At 69.6% G+C, this 15,460-nt stretch carries 14 protein-coding genes and 5 pseudogenes; 6 read left to right on the top strand and 13 right to left on the bottom strand.

Annotated features, from left to right (window positions below; genetic code table 11):
- Positions 1 to 118: 118 nt before the first annotated feature.
- Positions 119 to 432: pseudogene (locus ACIP5W_RS31935) on the top strand (Rrf2 family transcriptional regulator); the annotation flags it as partial.
- A gap of 94 nt (positions 433 to 526) precedes the next feature.
- Positions 527 to 1,732, top strand: coding sequence for a globin domain-containing protein (locus ACIP5W_RS31930; protein ID WP_401480912.1), 1,206 nt, complete (start codon positions 527 to 529; stop codon positions 1,730 to 1,732).
- 60 nt (positions 1,733 to 1,792) lie between these two features.
- On the opposite strand, the pseudogene ACIP5W_RS31925 reads toward ACIP5W_RS31930, so the two are convergent.
- Both ACIP5W_RS31925 and ACIP5W_RS31920 read right to left on the bottom strand, forming a co-directional pair.
- Positions 1,793 to 2,441, bottom strand: a pseudogene (locus ACIP5W_RS31925) (cytochrome bc complex cytochrome b subunit); the annotation flags it as partial.
- Positions 2,442 to 2,567: 126 nt separating this feature from the next.
- Complete coding sequence (locus ACIP5W_RS31920; protein ID WP_401480910.1) at positions 2,568 to 2,837, bottom strand: WhiB family transcriptional regulator; 270 nt, start codon at positions 2,835 to 2,837, stop codon at positions 2,568 to 2,570.
- Between the two features lie 219 nt (positions 2,838 to 3,056).
- Between ACIP5W_RS31920 and ACIP5W_RS31915 the strand changes: the two genes are divergently transcribed.
- Both ACIP5W_RS31915 and ACIP5W_RS31910 read left to right on the top strand, forming a co-directional pair.
- Positions 3,057 to 3,647, top strand: a complete 591-nt coding sequence (locus ACIP5W_RS31915; protein WP_401480908.1) for a hypothetical protein — start codon at positions 3,057 to 3,059, stop codon at positions 3,645 to 3,647.
- 510 nt (positions 3,648 to 4,157) lie between these two features.
- Positions 4,158 to 4,958: a class I SAM-dependent methyltransferase gene (locus ACIP5W_RS31910; RefSeq protein ID WP_401480906.1), complete on the top strand. Its 801-nt coding sequence runs from the start codon at positions 4,158 to 4,160 to the stop codon at positions 4,956 to 4,958.
- Between the two features lie 119 nt (positions 4,959 to 5,077).
- Here the strand turns inward: ACIP5W_RS31910 and ACIP5W_RS31905 are convergent, their stop codons facing one another.
- From ACIP5W_RS31905 to ACIP5W_RS31890, 4 genes and pseudogenes are all read right to left on the bottom strand, one after another.
- Positions 5,078 to 5,449, bottom strand: coding sequence for a hypothetical protein (locus tag ACIP5W_RS31905; RefSeq protein ID WP_401480904.1), 372 nt, complete (start codon positions 5,447 to 5,449; stop codon positions 5,078 to 5,080).
- Positions 5,450 to 5,719: 270 nt separating this feature from the next.
- Positions 5,720 to 6,115: pseudogene (locus ACIP5W_RS31900) on the bottom strand (transposase); the annotation flags it as partial.
- 23 nt (positions 6,116 to 6,138) lie between these two features.
- The gene (locus tag ACIP5W_RS31895; protein ID WP_401480902.1) at positions 6,139 to 6,276 is read right to left on the bottom strand and encodes a hypothetical protein; all 138 of its coding nucleotides are present in this window, start codon (positions 6,274 to 6,276) and stop codon (positions 6,139 to 6,141) included.
- 4 nt (positions 6,277 to 6,280) lie between these two features.
- The gene (locus tag ACIP5W_RS31890) at positions 6,281 to 6,424 is read right to left on the bottom strand and encodes a hypothetical protein (protein WP_401480900.1); all 144 of its coding nucleotides are present in this window, start codon (positions 6,422 to 6,424) and stop codon (positions 6,281 to 6,283) included.
- A gap of 354 nt (positions 6,425 to 6,778) precedes the next feature.
- Here ACIP5W_RS31890 and ACIP5W_RS31885 point away from each other — a divergent pair, with 354 nt between their 5' ends.
- Positions 6,779 to 6,934, top strand: coding sequence for a hypothetical protein (locus tag ACIP5W_RS31885; protein WP_401480898.1), 156 nt, complete (start codon positions 6,779 to 6,781; stop codon positions 6,932 to 6,934).
- A 106-nt stretch (positions 6,935 to 7,040) separates the two neighbouring features.
- Here ACIP5W_RS31885 and ACIP5W_RS31880 read toward each other — a convergent pair.
- The 7 genes and pseudogenes from ACIP5W_RS31880 to ACIP5W_RS31850 all read right to left on the bottom strand — a co-directional run.
- A pseudogene (locus ACIP5W_RS31880) lies at positions 7,041 to 7,566 on the bottom strand (transposase); the annotation flags it as partial.
- Between the two features lie 141 nt (positions 7,567 to 7,707).
- Positions 7,708 to 8,376 carry a potassium-transporting ATPase subunit C gene (locus ACIP5W_RS31875; protein WP_401480896.1) on the bottom strand — a complete coding sequence of 223 codons (669 nt, stop codon included), beginning with the start codon at positions 8,374 to 8,376 and terminating at the stop codon, positions 7,708 to 7,710.
- A gap of 5 nt (positions 8,377 to 8,381) precedes the next feature.
- Entirely contained in the window at positions 8,382 to 10,505 is a 2,124-nt protein-coding gene (kdpB, locus tag ACIP5W_RS31870) for a potassium-transporting ATPase subunit KdpB (protein ID WP_401480894.1), read from the bottom strand.
- Entirely contained in the window at positions 10,505 to 12,166 is a 1,662-nt protein-coding gene (kdpA, locus tag ACIP5W_RS31865) for a potassium-transporting ATPase subunit KdpA (RefSeq protein WP_401480892.1), read from the bottom strand. The genes kdpB and kdpA overlap by 1 nt, the downstream gene beginning before the upstream one ends.
- 8 nt (positions 12,167 to 12,174) lie before the next feature.
- Positions 12,175 to 12,264 carry a K(+)-transporting ATPase subunit F gene (gene kdpF, locus ACIP5W_RS31860; protein WP_037722934.1) on the bottom strand — a complete coding sequence of 30 codons (90 nt, stop codon included), beginning with the start codon at positions 12,262 to 12,264 and terminating at the stop codon, positions 12,175 to 12,177.
- Entirely contained in the window at positions 12,261 to 12,398 is a 138-nt protein-coding gene (locus tag ACIP5W_RS31855; protein WP_401481019.1) for a hypothetical protein, read from the bottom strand. Before ACIP5W_RS31855 ends, kdpF begins: the two co-directional genes overlap by 4 nt.
- 132 nt (positions 12,399 to 12,530) lie before the next feature.
- Positions 12,531 to 12,746: pseudogene (locus ACIP5W_RS31850) on the bottom strand (amino acid permease); the annotation flags it as partial.
- 165 nt (positions 12,747 to 12,911) lie between these two features.
- Between ACIP5W_RS31850 and ACIP5W_RS31845 the strand changes: the two are divergent.
- The gene (locus ACIP5W_RS31845; protein ID WP_401480890.1) at positions 12,912 to 14,891 is read left to right on the top strand and encodes an amino acid transporter; all 1,980 of its coding nucleotides are present in this window, start codon (positions 12,912 to 12,914) and stop codon (positions 14,889 to 14,891) included.
- Positions 14,892 to 15,460 lie beyond the last annotated feature (569 nt).

The following is a 15,460-nucleotide window of genomic DNA, read 5'->3' as shown; positions in this document are numbered from 1 at the left end:
TCCCTTTTCCCGGCACGGGGGGTGGGGGGGGGGGCGGCCCCCCCCGGGGGTGGGGGGTGGGGGGCGCCCCCCCCCCGGGGGGGGGGCGGCGGGGGGGGGGGCCCCCCCCCCCCCCACGGCGAAGGCGATCGCGCACCTGCAGCACCTCGGGGTGGTCGAGGCCCGCCGGGGGCGCAACGGCGGCCCGACCCTGACCGGGACGGGCCGGCACACCGGGGTGGGCCACCTGGTCCGGACCCTGGAGGGAGACCGTGAAGCAGTCGCCTGCGAGGGCGACGCCCCTGCCCGCCGGCCGGGGCATGCCGGCCGCGGCGGGCGTTGCGCGAGGCGCAGGAGGCCTTCCGCACCTCACTGAACCAACTCGCCGTGAACGACCTCGCCACCTTCCCCACCGGGCCCGCCCTCCTGCCCCTCGGCGGTCCGCGCGACTGAAACCGTGGCACACGGCCCGGCCGTGTTTCACACTGTCGACCGCAGTCGACTCCCCCCTTTAATTGGTATCTAAGATGTGAGATAGGAGCTTCTCATGCTCTCCGCGCAGTCGACCCCGATCGTCCGGGCCACCCTCCCGGCCGTGGGCGCCCATCTGACCACGATCACCGAGTTGTTCTACCGCCGTATGTTCGAGGAGCGTCCGGAACTGCTGCGGACCCTGTTCAACCGCGCCAACCAGGCCAACGGCGCCCAGCGCGAGGCCCTCGCCGGCGCGGTCGCGGCCTTCGCCACCGTCCTGGTGGAGCGCCCCGGTGAGCGCCCGGACGCGATCCTCGGCCGCATCGCCCACAAGCACGCGTCGCTGGGCATCACCTCCGACCAGTACACGCTCGTCGGCCGTCACCTCCTCGGCGCCGTCGCCGAGGTGCTCGGCGACGCCGTCACCCCCGAGGTGGCCAGCGCCTGGGACGAGGTCTACTGGCTGATGGCGAACGCCCTCATCGCGATGGAGGCGCGCCTGTACGCCGAGGCGCAGGTCGACAACGGCGACGTCTGGCGCGAGATGGAGATAGCCGAACGCACCGAGGAGTCCGCGGACTCCGCATCCTTCGTCCTGCGCCGCCCGGACGGCCTGCCCACCAGGCCCTTCCTGCCCGGGCAGTACGTCAGCGTCCAGGTGGAACTCCCCGACGGCGCCCGGCAGATACGCCAGTACAGCCTCTCCACCGCTCCCGACCGCAAGACCTGGCGCATCACCGTCAAGCGGGAGCGCGCGGTCGACGGTTCGGCCCCCGACGGCGAGGTCTCCACCTGGCTCCACGCCCACGCCCGGGTCGGTGACGTCCTGAGGGTCTCCCTCCCCTTCGGCGACCTGGTCCTGCCCGACGGCGACGGTCCGATCGTGCTCGCCTCCGCCGGCATCGGCATCACCCCCATGATCTCGATGCTCGACCACCTGGCCCGTGCCTCCTCCTCCCGCCGGGTCACCGTCGTCCACGCCGACCGCTCGCCCGCCCACCACGCCCACCGCGCCGAGCACGGCGAACTCACCTCCCGCATCCCCGGCGCCTCGCTGCACCTGTGGTACGAGACCGGGGCCGGAGAGCCGGCCGTTCCTCACGCCCGCGACGGCCGCGCCGACCTCACCGACCTCCCCCTGTCCGAGGACGCCACCGCCTACCTCTGCGGTCCCCTGCCCTTCATGCGGGCCGTCCGGGGCGACCTCCTCGACAAGGGCCTGCACCCCGCCAACATCCACTACGAGGTCTTCGGCCCCGACCTCTGGCTCAGCAAGTAGCCACCGGCGCACGGGCGGGCAGCGGCCGCGCTGCCCGCCCGGAGAGGAACCGGACCGCCGGCCCGTCATGAGGGCGGGGATCAGCAGGACGTGGAGGGTGTCGAAGCGGGCCACCAGATCGTTTCCGGGGAACTCTCCACCGAAGAGGAACATCGACAGGTAGATGCCGACGACCGGTACGGAGAGAATCGTTCCGTTCACGACGGCCAGCCCGGTGCCGGACAGAAGGTCGTCCGGCAGGTCGTATCCCGGTGAGCCCCCCGAACATGGCCAGGATCAGCAGGGAGAACCCGAGGACCCAGTTGAGCTCGCGCGGCTTGCAGAACACGCCGGTGAAGAAGACCCGCATCATGTGCACGAACACGGCGGCGACGAACATCAGCGCCGCCCGGTGGTGGGCTTGCCGGATGAGGAGGCCGCCACGCACGTCGCAGGAGATGCGCATGGTGGAGTCGAACGCTTCCGAGACCGGCTGCCCCCGCAGCGGCGCGTAGCCGCCCTCGTAGATCACCTGCTCCGACGACGGGTGGAAGTAGCAGGTCAGGTACACACCCGTGACGACCAGGACGACGAAACTGCAGAGGCAGATCTCCCCCGGCAGGAACGACCAGTGATCCGGGAAGGCCTTCCTCGGCGCGCCCCGGGCCCGGCCGCGGTGGCCCAGCCGCCCCTTCGCCCGCTCGGCGATCTTTTCACCCGATTCGTTCACGGCGGCACCCCCAAGGCAAGGCTTGTGAACTCCCGACCCCCATACGACCGGACACCGTGTGAAAATGTGACACAACGTTGTCGTCGTGCCGTCCCCGGCACCACGACAACGGCACGCCGAAAACGGTCACGCGGTGGCCCCCACGGTCGTCCCGGTCAGGCGTGTCGGCCGACGCCTCATCGCCCGGCGCTCGCTCTCCGTGCTGCCGCCCCAGATCCCCTCGACGGGGTCGGCCCCGATCGCCCGGCTCAGCCACTTCTCCATGACGGGGCACCGTCGGCACACGGCCTTCGCCTCGTCGGTCTGCATCAGTGACGGACCGCTGTTGCTGTTGCCTATGGGGAAGAAGAGGTCGGGATCCTCATATCGGCAACTCGCCGTTTCACGCCAGTCCACACCTGAACCTCCTCGGTGACGAAGTGTCTGACCTGTGAGACCGGGCGCTGTCCGGGGGTGCGACACCGGGTCGTACACGGAGGATCACCCTCCGCCCGACGGAACTCCGTTCGACATCCGATTGCACTCCCTGTGAGACAGTGGCAACAACTGGTCGGTCCTCGTACGGGGTGCGTTCCCGCCTATGACGTCCGGGTACGACTGGGATGAGAGGAACACATGGTCTCGGGAACTCGCGCGGCGCACGATGTGAAGGTCACCGCAGAGAGCCTCCAGGAGGACCTGGCCCGCCTGGAGATCCAGAAGCAGGCACTCGAACGGGAACTGGCCGCGGTCGTGGCCCACCTCGGTTCCGTCCAGCGGGCCCTCAGTGCCCTCGACGTCCTGATGCGCGCCCCGGCCGCCACCACGGACCCCGGCGCCGCTGTCGCCGTCGCCCCGGACACCGAACGCCCCCGGACCACCGAGGCCGCGACGGCGCGGACCGACGCCCCCTCCGAGGAGGCCGGGTCCCGGACGGAGTCACGTGCGCAGCAGCCGAAGCGCCGACGGGAGGCGGCGCGGCGTGCCTCCAGCGCGCCCCGCGCCGGGGAGGAGCAGCGGAACTACGGTCGGCTCACCGAGCAGATCCTGGAGTACTTCGCGGGCGTCGGCGACGCCGACGTGCGCGCTCGGGATGTCGCGGCGGCGCTGGGCCGCGACGGCGACAGTGGAAGCATCAACGCGGTCCGGAGCACTCTCGACCGCCTCGTCGGCAGCTCCCGCATCCGCCGGGCCGGCCGTGGCCTCTACCGCGCCCAGCAGTCCTGACCGGACACTCCGGACGCTCCGGACGCTCCGGACGCCGGCCACGGGGATCGGACGGCGTGCGGAGCACCGCACCCGCTCGGCTCCGTCACCGGGTGCCGGATCGTGTTCTGGACCGCTGCCACGGGGATCGCGCATCACGGTGTCGAGAACACGGTGAAAACCGCACGGCATGTGAACGGTGTGCTGATTCCCCCTCACGTCGTCGGACCACCCTGCTCGTGCGCCCGGTCCTCGTCGAGTCGCCGAACGTCCTGGCGGAACGCTTGGCAACGACCGTCGGATCGCCGTCCTGCGGCAACAGCGGGCGAGCTTCGGACGCACAGGACGATGTCGGCCGGTCCCGCTGCCTCGCCGGGAGCGCGAACACTCGCCGCAGAGCCCGACCACTGCCTGCCGCCGAGCGGCCGGGCGGAGCGAGATCCGCACCGTTCCGGGGCCGACGGTTTCGGCGGGCCGCCAAAAGCCGATCACCCTCAGCGGTCCCCTCGTGCGGCCACTAGGGTACGGCGTATGAGCCAGATTCCCGTCGACCCCGTCGCGCACAACCGCCTCGCCTGGGACCGTGAGGTGGAGGAGGGCAACGAGTGGTCACGCCCGGTCGGCCCCGAGGTGATCGCGAAGGCGCGGGCTGGCCAGTGGTCCATCGTCCTGATCGGGTACGAGCCGGTCGACCCGACCTGGTTCCCGCCGGAGATCACCGGTCGCGACGTGCTCTGCCTCGCCTCCGGCGGCGGGCAGCAGGGTCCGGTGCTGGCCGCGGCGGGCGCGCGGGTGACCGTCTTCGACAACTCGCCCCGCCAGCTGGCGCAGGACGAGATGGTCGCGGCGCGGGAGGGGCTCGATCTACGCACCGTGCTCGGCGACGCGCGCGACCTGAGCCCTTTCCCTGACGCCTCGTTCGACCTCGTCGTCCACCCGGTCTCCAACCTGTTCATCCCGGAGCTGGCTCCGGTCTGGCGCGAGTGCCATCGCGTGCTGCGCCCCGGCGGGACGCTGCTGTCCGGCTTCCTCAACCCGGACGTCTACCTCTTCGACGCGGAGTCCTTGGAGGCGCGCGGCGAGCTGGTGGTGCGCCACCGCCTGCCCTACAGCGACCTCACTCACCTGGAGCCCGCCGAGCGGGAACGGCTGTGGGGCCTCGACGCGCCGGTGGAGTACAGCCACACGCTCACCGAGCAGCTCGGCGGGCAGATCGCGGCGGGCTTCGCCATCACCGGCTTCACCGAGGCGCCACACCACTCGGACGCCACCGCCGACTGGCTCCCCGGCTACTTCGCCACGAAAGCGGTCAAGGCCGGCGCCGGTCACTGACCCTCCACCGGCCGGGCCAGGTCAGCAGTGAGGCCGGCGGGCGGCTGGGTCAGGTGGGCAACGACCCTGCCGATACACACACCGGGAACACCCCGGCCTCGGCAACCCCGCGTCGCTCATCATGCCGGCAACAGTGTGACACCCGCACCACACATGACCGCCTCGACATCGACGCCATCAACAAACAGCTCACCGCCCGATAGCCATCGACGGGACTTGTGCGGTGCAGCAACAGTGCCGGTGTGGCGCAGGGCGGCGCCGACGGCCGGTCCGAACAGGTCGCAAATGCGGCGGGGGTCGCCGCCGGTGGCCTTGGCTTCGTGGAGCAGGCGATCCTCCCGGAGCCGGCCGGTGGGCGTGCTGAGCACGTCGTTGTTCCAGACATGGCTGACCGGTTCCGCGCCGCAGCCTGTGGTCTGGGAAACGAACAGGTGCAGGTCGGCGGTGCGGAGCCAGAGGCGGTTTCGGTGGTCAAGGTGGCGGTTGCGCAACCTGGTGCTGATGCATCCGGAAGGCGACTACGGCCGTCCCGTGCCCGGCGCGGGCCGGCAGGTCAGATGGCTGCGGCCGACGGCCGCGGTCCCTCGAGGCCTGCGGGCCCGGTACTGCCCCCCCCCCGGGGCAGGAGCAACAGGGCGGGTTCACGGCGGATGTGAAGGCCGGCGGTTCCCTTGCGACGTCACGAAAGAAGGCAACGGGCCGAGAGGTCTTCAGCGGGCGGGACTGTAAAAAACGTTCGGCCCTGTCTCACTTTCGGTGCTCTCGCCGAGGGCGGCTTCACACAGGTTCTTCCACGGATGCCACCGATCACCGACCTGCGTCGCACGGGGCAGGGCGCGACGCATGGCCTCGGCGTGGGCCACGGAGCCGTCGCGGCCCACGACCTCGATGCCCGGATGCTCGCGCAGCCACGCCTCCAGGGTGTCGGCCGTGCGGTCGGGCAGCACGTCGATCCGCTCATGCGTCTCGGCATCGATGATCACGGTGGCGTAGTGGTGCCGCCGGCGCAGAGCGAAGTCGTCGACGCCGATCATGCGGGGCGTCCGCCCTGCGGGCGGCGGGATGCGCAACGGGGTACGCGGAGCCGTGTGACGCGAGACGCCCGCCGCGGGTATCGCCGGCAAACGCGCCCCCGCCCGGCCCGCTAACTCCTTGGCCAACGACGCGTCACGACGCTCCGTCACCACCGAAAGTGAGACAGGGCCAATCGAACGGTGTAGGCGTTCGTGGTAGTGGCCTGGGCCTGGACGGTGTCCTTGTACTTCCTGGCAAGGCCAGCGATCTCCTCGGTGAACGCGCTGCGCTCGTCGGTGGCCATGTGCCTACTCCTTGTGTCGGTGTTCGCTGATCTGCTCGGCGACCGCCGACCTGCTGGTCAGCGCTTCCTGGACGGCTGCTCTCCCCGCCTTGGCGGTCGTCGACCGCGAAGCTCTCGCCGCTGCGGCGGACAGCCTGCTGAACGGCATTGCCCGACCACACCGCGAACATGCTCCAACCTTGCCGTTTAACCAGGGGCGTTCGGCGGGGTCGGGGCAACGGTGACCTGGGCAGTGCAGGACCCGGGTTCCCTGGGCGGGTCCCAGGTCACGTCGACGCGTATTTCGTGGAAGTCGTGTGCGAGTCCCACCACCATGGTTGCCGCGGCGGCCCGTGGCTCGGCTGGGTCGGCGTTGACCGGAACGTCGGCGGGGTGCCCGCAGAGCATCACCCCTTCCGAGGTGAGGACACTGTGACGCCGGCCTTCCGGCGTCGCGAGCAGGACGATGCCCCTCGGCATGCCGAATGGTGGTCGCCTCCTCTTCTCCCGCTTTCGTCTCACCATGGAGCCATCCAACCTCGTCGGCTTCCTGAGGGTGCAGGTGGACGGAGCTTCAGGTGCCGCGGCGGGGTTTGGTGCCGACTTTGTGGTGGGCGGGACGGCTGAACGCCTCGCCGGCGGCGAGGACCCGCCCGACGTCGTGACGGGTGGCCGGTAGCTGGTTCTTCGAGCCTGGCGGCCTGCCCGGGCCGGGGCGGGACGGTTTCGGTGCACCAGCCGGAGAGCCGGTCTTCGCGTGCAGGTTCCTGAACGCTCTGCGGACGCGGCCGACCGCCCTTGGGGTTGGCCAGGTGGAACTCTTCGCGGGAGGGTGTCGGACGCCGCATCACCCGGTCTGAACGGAGCTGGCCGAGGATCTCGACGGGAAGGTCATCCAGCAGGTGGACGATGCGCGGGGCGTCGTATCCGGCGTCCAGTACGACCAGGACCTCCGGGTCACCCGACCGCAACTGGCCGACGGCGACCAGCCGCTCGATGACCTCACGGATCTGCACGGTGGTCACCGCGGCGACGTCGGCGCCAGGCTCCAGACGGACCGCGTCCAAGGCCGCCGTCCAGGACGTGCGGCCGGTCTCGGGCGCAGCCACCACCGAGTACGGCCAGCCGGGCGCCGTCTGATGCTTGCCCTCGCCCGCCCGAGGGTATGCCAAAAGGCCCGGCCGGCAGACGTGTTGGCGCCCGGTCGCAGCCACGGCGAGACATCCGCCGTCGGCACCAGCCGTCCGTCCGCCGCCCTCGGCAACGGCACCCCGCCAGGGCAAGACGCAGTCGGGCAAAGCCGATCCGCCCTGGTCTTGAGTCGCCGACGGTCCAGGACTACGGCGGCCTGCGCGGCGAACGCGGCCAGTACCCGCCGGTCGGCGGCCGGCAGCACTCGGCCGCGCAGGGACAGGGCCATGTCGTCGCCGACGGGGACGTCGCGTAATGCCGTCAGCTCTTCGCCACGAGTTCCTTGAGGGCGATGTTGAGCTCGAGGACGTTCACGCGCGGCTCGCCCATGAAGCCGAGGGTGCGGCCCTCGGTGTGGTCGTCGACGAGTTTCTGCACCTCGGCGGTGGACAGGCCGTTCTTCTCGGCGACCCGGTGGACCTGGATGTCCGCGTACTGCGGAGAGATGTTCGGGTCCAGTCCGGAGCCGGAGGAGGTGACCGCGTCTGCGGGCACCTGGGACGGTTTCACCTTGTAGGTGCCCGTGGAGTTGTCCTTGACGACGGCGGCCTTGGCGTCCTTCACCCACTGCATGAGCTCTTCGTCGTCCCCCGACCGGTTGGTCGCGCCGGACAGGATGAGCTTGTACTGGGTGTTGACGCTGTTGGTGCCGAGGCCGTTCTGCGGACGGCCCTGGAACCACTTCAGATCCGGAGCCGGGGCCTCCTGGCCCTCCTTCAGCGGCAGGTTGTACGCCTGTCCGATGAGGGACGAGCCGACGACCCTGCCGTCCGCCTTGATCTCGGAGCCGTTCGCCTTGCCGTTGAACAGCCCCTGCGCGATACCGGTGACAACCAGCGGGTAGAGGACGCCGGTCACCAGGGTCAGCACGAGGAGGGCCCGCAGGCCTGCCCCCAGCAGACGGGCGGTGCTGGTCAAAGAGTTGTTCATGGCAGTCAGCCGATTCCGGGGATGAGGGAGATGAGCAGGTCGATGATCTTGATGCCGACGAAAGGCGCGACCAGGCCGCCGAGGCCATAGATCGTCAGGTTGCGCCGCAGCAGCTTGTCCGCGCTGACCGGCCGGTACTGCACACCCTTGAGGGACAGCGGCACCAGCGCGATGACGACGAGTGCGTTGAAGATCACTGCGGACAGGATCGCGGAGTCCGGGGAGGACAGACCCATGATGTCGAGCTTGTCCAGGCCGGGATAGACGGCGGCGAACAGCGCCGGGATGATCGCGAAGTACTTCGCGACGTCGTTGGCGATGGAGAACGTCGTCAGCGCGCCACGTGTGATCAGCAACTGCTTGCCGATCTCCACGATCTCGATGAGCTTGGTGGGGTTGGAGTCGAGGTCGACCATGTTGCCGGCCTCCTTGGCGGCCGACGTGCCGGTGTTCATCGCCACGCCGACGTCGGCCTGGGCGAGCGCGGGCGCGTCGTTGGTGCCGTCACCGGTCATCGCGACCAGCTTGCCCCCGGCCTGCTCCCGCTTGATGAGAGCCATCTTGTCCTCGGGGGTGGCCTCCGCGAGGAAGTCGTCGACGCCTGCCTCCTCGGCGATCGCCCTGGCGGTGAGCGGGTTGTCGCCCGTGATCATGACGGTCCTGATGCCCATGCGGCGCAGTTCCTCGAACCGCTCGCGCATGCCGTCCTTGACGACGTCCTTGAGGTGGATGACACCCAGGACGCGGGCCCCTCGGGCGTCCTCGACCGCGACGAGCAGGGGCGTGCCGCCGGCCTCGGCGATGCGGTCGGCGATCAGGTCCGCGTCGTCGGCGACGGTGCCGCCCTGCTCCCGGACCCAGGCGGTGACCGAACCGGCCGCGCCCTTGCGGATCCTGCGCCCGCCGACGTCCACACCCGACATCCGGGTCTGAGCGGTGAAGGCGATCCACTCGGCACCCGCCAGCTCGCCCTGGTGGCGCTCCCTCAGCCCGTACTTCTCCTTGGCGAGGACCACGATGGAGCGCCCTTCGGGCGTCTCGTCGGCCAGCGACGACAGCTGCGCCGCGTCGGCGACCTGTGCCTCGGTCGTGCCGCGTACCGGCACGAACTCGGCGGCTTGCCGGTTGCCCAGGGTGATGGTGCCGGTCTTGTCCAGCAGCAAGGTGGAGACGTCACCGGCGGCCTCGACCGCGCGGCCCGACATGGCGAGCACGTTGCGCTGCACGAGCCGGTCCATGCCGGCGATGCCGATCGCCGAGAGCAGGGCGCCGATCGTGGTCGGGATCAGGCAGACCAGCAGAGCGACGAGCACGACCATCGTCAGGTGGGTGCCCGCGTAGTCCGCCAGCGGGGGAAGCGTGGCGCAGGCCAGCAGGAAGACGATGGTGAGCGAGGCCAGGAGGATGTTGAGCGCGATCTCGTTCGGTGTCTTCTGCCGGGCCGCGCCCTCCACCAGGTTGATCATCCGGTCGATGAAGGTCTCGCCGGGCTTGGTCGTGATCTTGACGACGATCCGGTCGGAGAGGACCTTCGTACCACCGGTGACCGCCGAGCGGTCGCCGCCCGACTCGCGGATCACGGGGGCCGACTCACCGGTGATCGCCGACTCGTCGACCGAGGCGACGCCCTCGATGACGTCTCCGTCACCGGGGATGATGTCGCCTGCCTCGCAGACGACCAGGTCGCCGATCCTCAGCTCGGTGCCGGGCACGTGCTCCTCGCGGTCGCCCACCAGACGGCGCGCCACCGTGTCGGTCTTGGCCTTGCGCAGGGTGTCGGCCTGGGCCTTGCCGCGGCCCTCGGCGACGGCCTCCGCGAGGTTGGCGAAGATCACCGTCAGCCACAGCCAGGCGCTGACGGTCCAGCCGAACCAGTCACCCGGGTCGGTGAAGGAGAAGACCGTGGTCAGCGAGGAGCCGATCCACACCACGAACATCACGGGGGACTTGACCATCACCCGCGGGTCGAGCTTGCGGAAGGCGTCCGGCAGCGACTTGAGAAGCTGCTTGGGGTCGAAGAGGCCGGCGCCCACACGACCCTCGGCGGGCTTGTGTCCGGTGGGGGCGTCCTGGTGGGGCGCGAGGGTGGGAGTGGACATGGAGTCCTGTTTCTTTACGTCGGTGGTCATCACGCCAGCCCTTCGGCCAGCGGGCCCAGCGCGAGGGCGGGGAAGTACGTCAGACCGGTGATGATGATGATCGTGCCGACCAGCAGCCCGGTGTACAGCGGCTTGTCCGTGCGCAGGGTGCCCGCCGTCGCCGGGACCGGCTTCTGCTCGGCGAGCGAGCCGGCCAGCGCCAGCACGAACACCATCGGCAGGAAGCGGCCGAGGAGCATCGCCAGGCCGATCGTGGTGTTGAACCACTGCGTGTCCGCGTTGAGGCCGGCGAACGCCGAGCCGTTGTTGTTGGCGCCGGACGTGTAGGCGTACAGGATCTCGGAGAACCCGTGGGCCCCGCTGTTGGTCATCGAGTTCGCCGGCGTCGGCAGCGCCATCGCGAACGCGGTGAAGACGAGCACGAGCATCGGGGTGATCAGGATGTACAGGGCAGCCAGTTTGATCTCGCGGGTGCCGATCTTCTTGCCCAGGTACTCGGGGGTGCGGCCGACCATCAGTCCGGCGATGAACACCGCGATGACCGCCATGATCAGTATGCCGTAGAGGCCGGAGCCGACACCGCCGGGCGCGATCTCGCCCAGCATCATGCCGAGCATGGTGATGCCGCCGCCGAGGCCGGTGAAGGAGGAGTGGAAGGAGTCCACCGCGCCGGTCGAGGTGAGGGTGGTCGAGACGGCGAAGATCGACGAGCCGCCGATGCCGAAGCGGACCTCCTTGCCCTCCATCGCCCCGCCGGCTGCCTGGAAGGCGGGGCCGTGGTGGGCGAACTCGGTCCACATCATGAGCGCGACGAAGCCGAGCCAGATGGTGGCCATGGTGGCGAGAATCGCGTAGCCCTGCTTGACCGAGCCGACCATCAGGCCGAAGGTCCGGGTGATCGAGAACGGGATCAGCAGGATCAGGAAGATCTCGAAGAGGTTGGAGAAGGGTGTGGGGTTCTCGAAGGGGTGGGCGCTGTTGGCGTTGAAGTAGCCGCCACCGTTGGTGCCGAGCTCCTTGATGGCCTCCTGGGAGGCGACCGCGCCGCCGTTCCACTGCTGCGGGCCGCCCGTGAACCGGCCGACCTCGTGGATGCCGGAGAAGTTCTGGATCGCGCCGCACGCCACGAGCACGACCGCGCCCACGAGGGCCAGGGGGACCAGGACGCGGACGACGCCGCGTACCAGGTCGGCCCAGAAGTTGCCCAGCTCACCGGTGCGCGAGCGGGCGAACCCGCGCACGAGCGCCACGGCGACGGCTGTGCCGACGGCAGCGGAGACGAAGTTCTGCACGGCCAGACCGGCCGTCTGCACGACGTGGCCCATCGCCTGCTCGCCGTAGTACGACTGCCAGTTCGTGTTCGTCACGAACGACACGGCCGTGTTGAACGCCTGGTCCGGGTCGATCGAGGCAAAGCCGAGCGAGCCGGGCAGGACCGCCTGGAGCCGCTGGAGGGCGTAGAGGAACAGGACGCCGACCACGGAGAAGGCGAGGACGCCGCGCAGGTAGGCGGGCCAGCGCATCTCGGTGTCGGGGTCGGCACCGATGCCCTTGTAGATCCACTTCTCGACGCGCAGGTGCTGCTTCGAGGAGTACACCTTGGCCATGTAGGTGCCGAGGGGCTTGTGAGCGAGTGCCAGCGCGGCTGTCAGAGCGAGCAACTGAAGTACGCCGGCGAGTACGGGACCCATCTCTTGTCTCAGAACCTCTCCGGGAAGATCAGGGCGAGGACGAGGTAGCCCAGCAGGGAGACGGCCACGACGAGGCCGACGATGTTCTCGGCGGTCACAGCTTCGTCACCCCCTTGGCGATGAGGACCACGAGTGCGAAACCCGCGATCGTGACGACGACGAAGGCCAGATCGGCCATCGCGAACTCCTGGAGTGAGGTTCGGTTGATACGGACGATCAGAGGAAAGCGCATCTGTGTCCGGATCAGGCCGGTCGTTGACGCCTCCCTTACGGCGGGGCCCACGGCTTTGACGGAACCCTGACGGCATCCGGTCCGAAACGGTGAGCGGACTCGCCGTGGAGGCAGGGGTTCCGGCCTCCACTGCAGCCGGAAACGGAGACGGCAGATCACCGCGTCCGTCTCCCGCCGCACGGCGTGCGCGACGACCGCGCCCCGCTGGTTCTGCAGCAGCCACTCCGACTCCGACAGCACGGTGACCCGCGCGCCGGTCCCGGTGGCGCCTGCGTCACGGACGTACGGGGCGATGGGACGGCTCAGCGAGCGCCGCTCACAGGTCAGTCCGGGCAGCGGCACCCCGGGCCCCATCAGTCACCTCTGACAGCTCACCGGCATCTCGTCCGCTACCGGCGCCTCGGTGCCGGGCAGCGGATCGGCAGAGCGCATACTCAGGGATCGTCGCGCCAGCGGGTAGGCGGTGGCGTACGGCGATCGATCCGACAGACAGGCTGAAGAGAGCATGGAGATATGAGCGAGGCGAGTGGGCCGGTGTTGCCGGAGACGGTGGACAGTCCCGCGCTGCGGGCGCAGCCGACCGGTGCGGCGGCGCGGTGGCTGTTGCGTCACCGCGTGCAGCCGGTGGGGCCGGCGGCCGGTGAGAGTCATGCCGAGCCGCATGCTTGGTGGAAGGTGATGTGCCTGACCGGTGTCGACTACTTCTCCAGCCTGGCCTACGTTCCGGCGATTGCGGCTCTTGCGGCGGGTGCTGTGTCGCCTCTGGCGACGTTGCTGATCGTGGCCTTGACGTTGCTGGGGATGCTGCCGATGTACCGGCGGGTGGCCAGGCAGAGCCCGCACGGTGCGGGGTCGGTGGCGATGCTGGAGGACCTGCTGCCGTTTTGGTGGGGCAAGCTGTTCGTGCTGGTCCTGCTCGGCTTCGTGGCCACCTCGTGGATCATCACCATCACCCTGTCCACGGCGGACGCCTCCGTGCACGTGGTGGAGAACCCCTTCTTCCCCGCCGCCCTGCACGGCCACGAGGTAGCCCTGACGGTGACGCTGCTGCTGATCCTCGGCGGCGTGTTCCTGCTGGGCTTCAGCGAAGCGGTCAAGGTGGCCATCCCCCTGGTGGCTGTCTTCCTCGCCCTCAACGCCGTCGTCATCGGCGTCGGCGTGGCCCACGTGCTCACCGACCCCGACGCCTGGTCGGCTTGGACCGGGTCACTGACCGACCTCGGCGGCTTCGGCGATCTCGCGGGCCCCGCCCTGCTGGCCTTCCCTCTGCTGGTGCTGGGCCTGTCCGGCTTCGAAACCGGTGTGAGCATGATGCCGCTGGTGGCGGCCGACGGCGCCGACGAGGAACAGCGGCTCAAGGCTCGCATCCGCAACACCCGCAAGCTGCTCACCACCGCAGCGCTCATCATGAGCGTCTACCTGCTGGCCGCCAGCTTCGTCACCACCGTCCTCATCCCCGAGGACCAGTTCGAGCCCGGAGGCGCCGCCAACGGCCGTGCCCTGGCCTGGCTCGCGCACGAGCATGTCGGTGAGGCATTCGGCACCGTCTACGACATCAGCACCATCCTCATCCTGTGGTTCGCCGGCGCCTCCGCCATGGCAGGGCTCATCAACATCGTCCCCCGCTACCTGCCCGACTACGGCATGGCCCCCGAATGGGGCCGCGCAGTGCGCCCGGTCGTCCTCGTCTACACCGCCCTGTGCATCACCATCACCATCGCCTTCGACGCCGACGTCGACAAACAGGCCGGCGCCTACGCCACCGGCATCCTGGCGATGATGGTCTCCGGCGCCTTCGCCGTCACCGTCTTCGTCGCCCGCCATCGACGGCGCGCGGCCACCGCCGGCTTCGCGCTGCTCACCGCGGTCCTGCTCTACGCCCTGATCGCCAACATCGTCGACAAGCCCGACGGCATCGCCATCTCCGGTTTCTTCATCCTCGGCATCGTCACCGTGTCGCTGGTCTCCCGGATCTCACGCACCACCGAACTGCGCGCCGACCGCATCGTCTTCGACGAAGCCGCCCGCCGGTTCATCACCGACACCCTCGCCCACGACCGGTCCATCAACATCATCGCCAACCGCCGCGAGGCCGGCGATGCCGCCGAGTACAGCGCCAAGGAACGCGAACAGCGCGGCACCAACCCGGTCCCCGGCCCGGCCGACGTCCTCTTCCTGGAGATCGACGTCGTCGACCCCTCCGACTTCAGCGACACCCTCACCGTCCACGGTGTCGAAGTCGACAGCCACCGCATCCTGCGCGCCCAGGCCCCGGCCGCGCCCAACGCCATCGCCGCCGTCCTGCTGGCCCTGCGCGACGCGACCGGTGTGCGGCCGCACTGCTACTTCGCCTGGGCCGAAGGCAGCCCCCTGGTGCACATGTTCCGCTACTTCCTCCTGGGCCGCGGCGACACCGCACCCGTCACCCGCGAAATCATCCGCAGCCACGAACCCGACCCCGACCGCCGCCCCGGCATCCACGTCGGCGACTGAGCCTCCGCCGACTTGAAGTCAAAGGTCAAAGGGCTGGTGTGACGGTCTTCCGGGGTGCTCGTGCTGGTCATGGGCGGCTGTCCACGGCACAGATCGTCCGTCAGCCCGGTCGGGCGGCGAGCGTGCGCCGGCACTGATACACCGGAGCATGCCCGCGGGCACGGGGTCGACCTTGCTGAGCAGGGACGTTACCGGGCGGGTTAGCCGTTTTCATTCGGTTGCCTCTTGGGAGGGGCTGCCAGGAGCAGTCCAGCAACATCGACAGGCCGCCAACGGTCGGCAAAGGATCAGGCCCATGTCGAAGCCACGGGTCTCCTGATCTTGCCGTCCGGGGCCGGTCGTGCTCTCCGGCCCGCTCGGGGTGCCGCCCACGTGACCTTCGCAGCCGCAAGGTCGATACTGCCTCTGTAGGACTCCGATCAGCACGCCGGCGATCCGTCGCAGAACCTGACGTAGCGTCATCCAAGTCAGCATTAACTGATCGTTTCAGAATGAGGTTCGCAGGCGGCGGAGGCATATGAGGCTGCAGGCCAGTTCGAGCAGGCCCTGGTGGAGATCAGCGCGTCGCT

Origin of the sequence: Streptomyces sp. NPDC088766 (assembly GCF_044750845.1) — a bacterium.
Lineage (GTDB): Bacteria > Actinomycetota > Actinomycetes > Streptomycetales > Streptomycetaceae > Streptomyces.
This window is presented reverse-complemented; position numbering and strand designations above follow the sequence as displayed.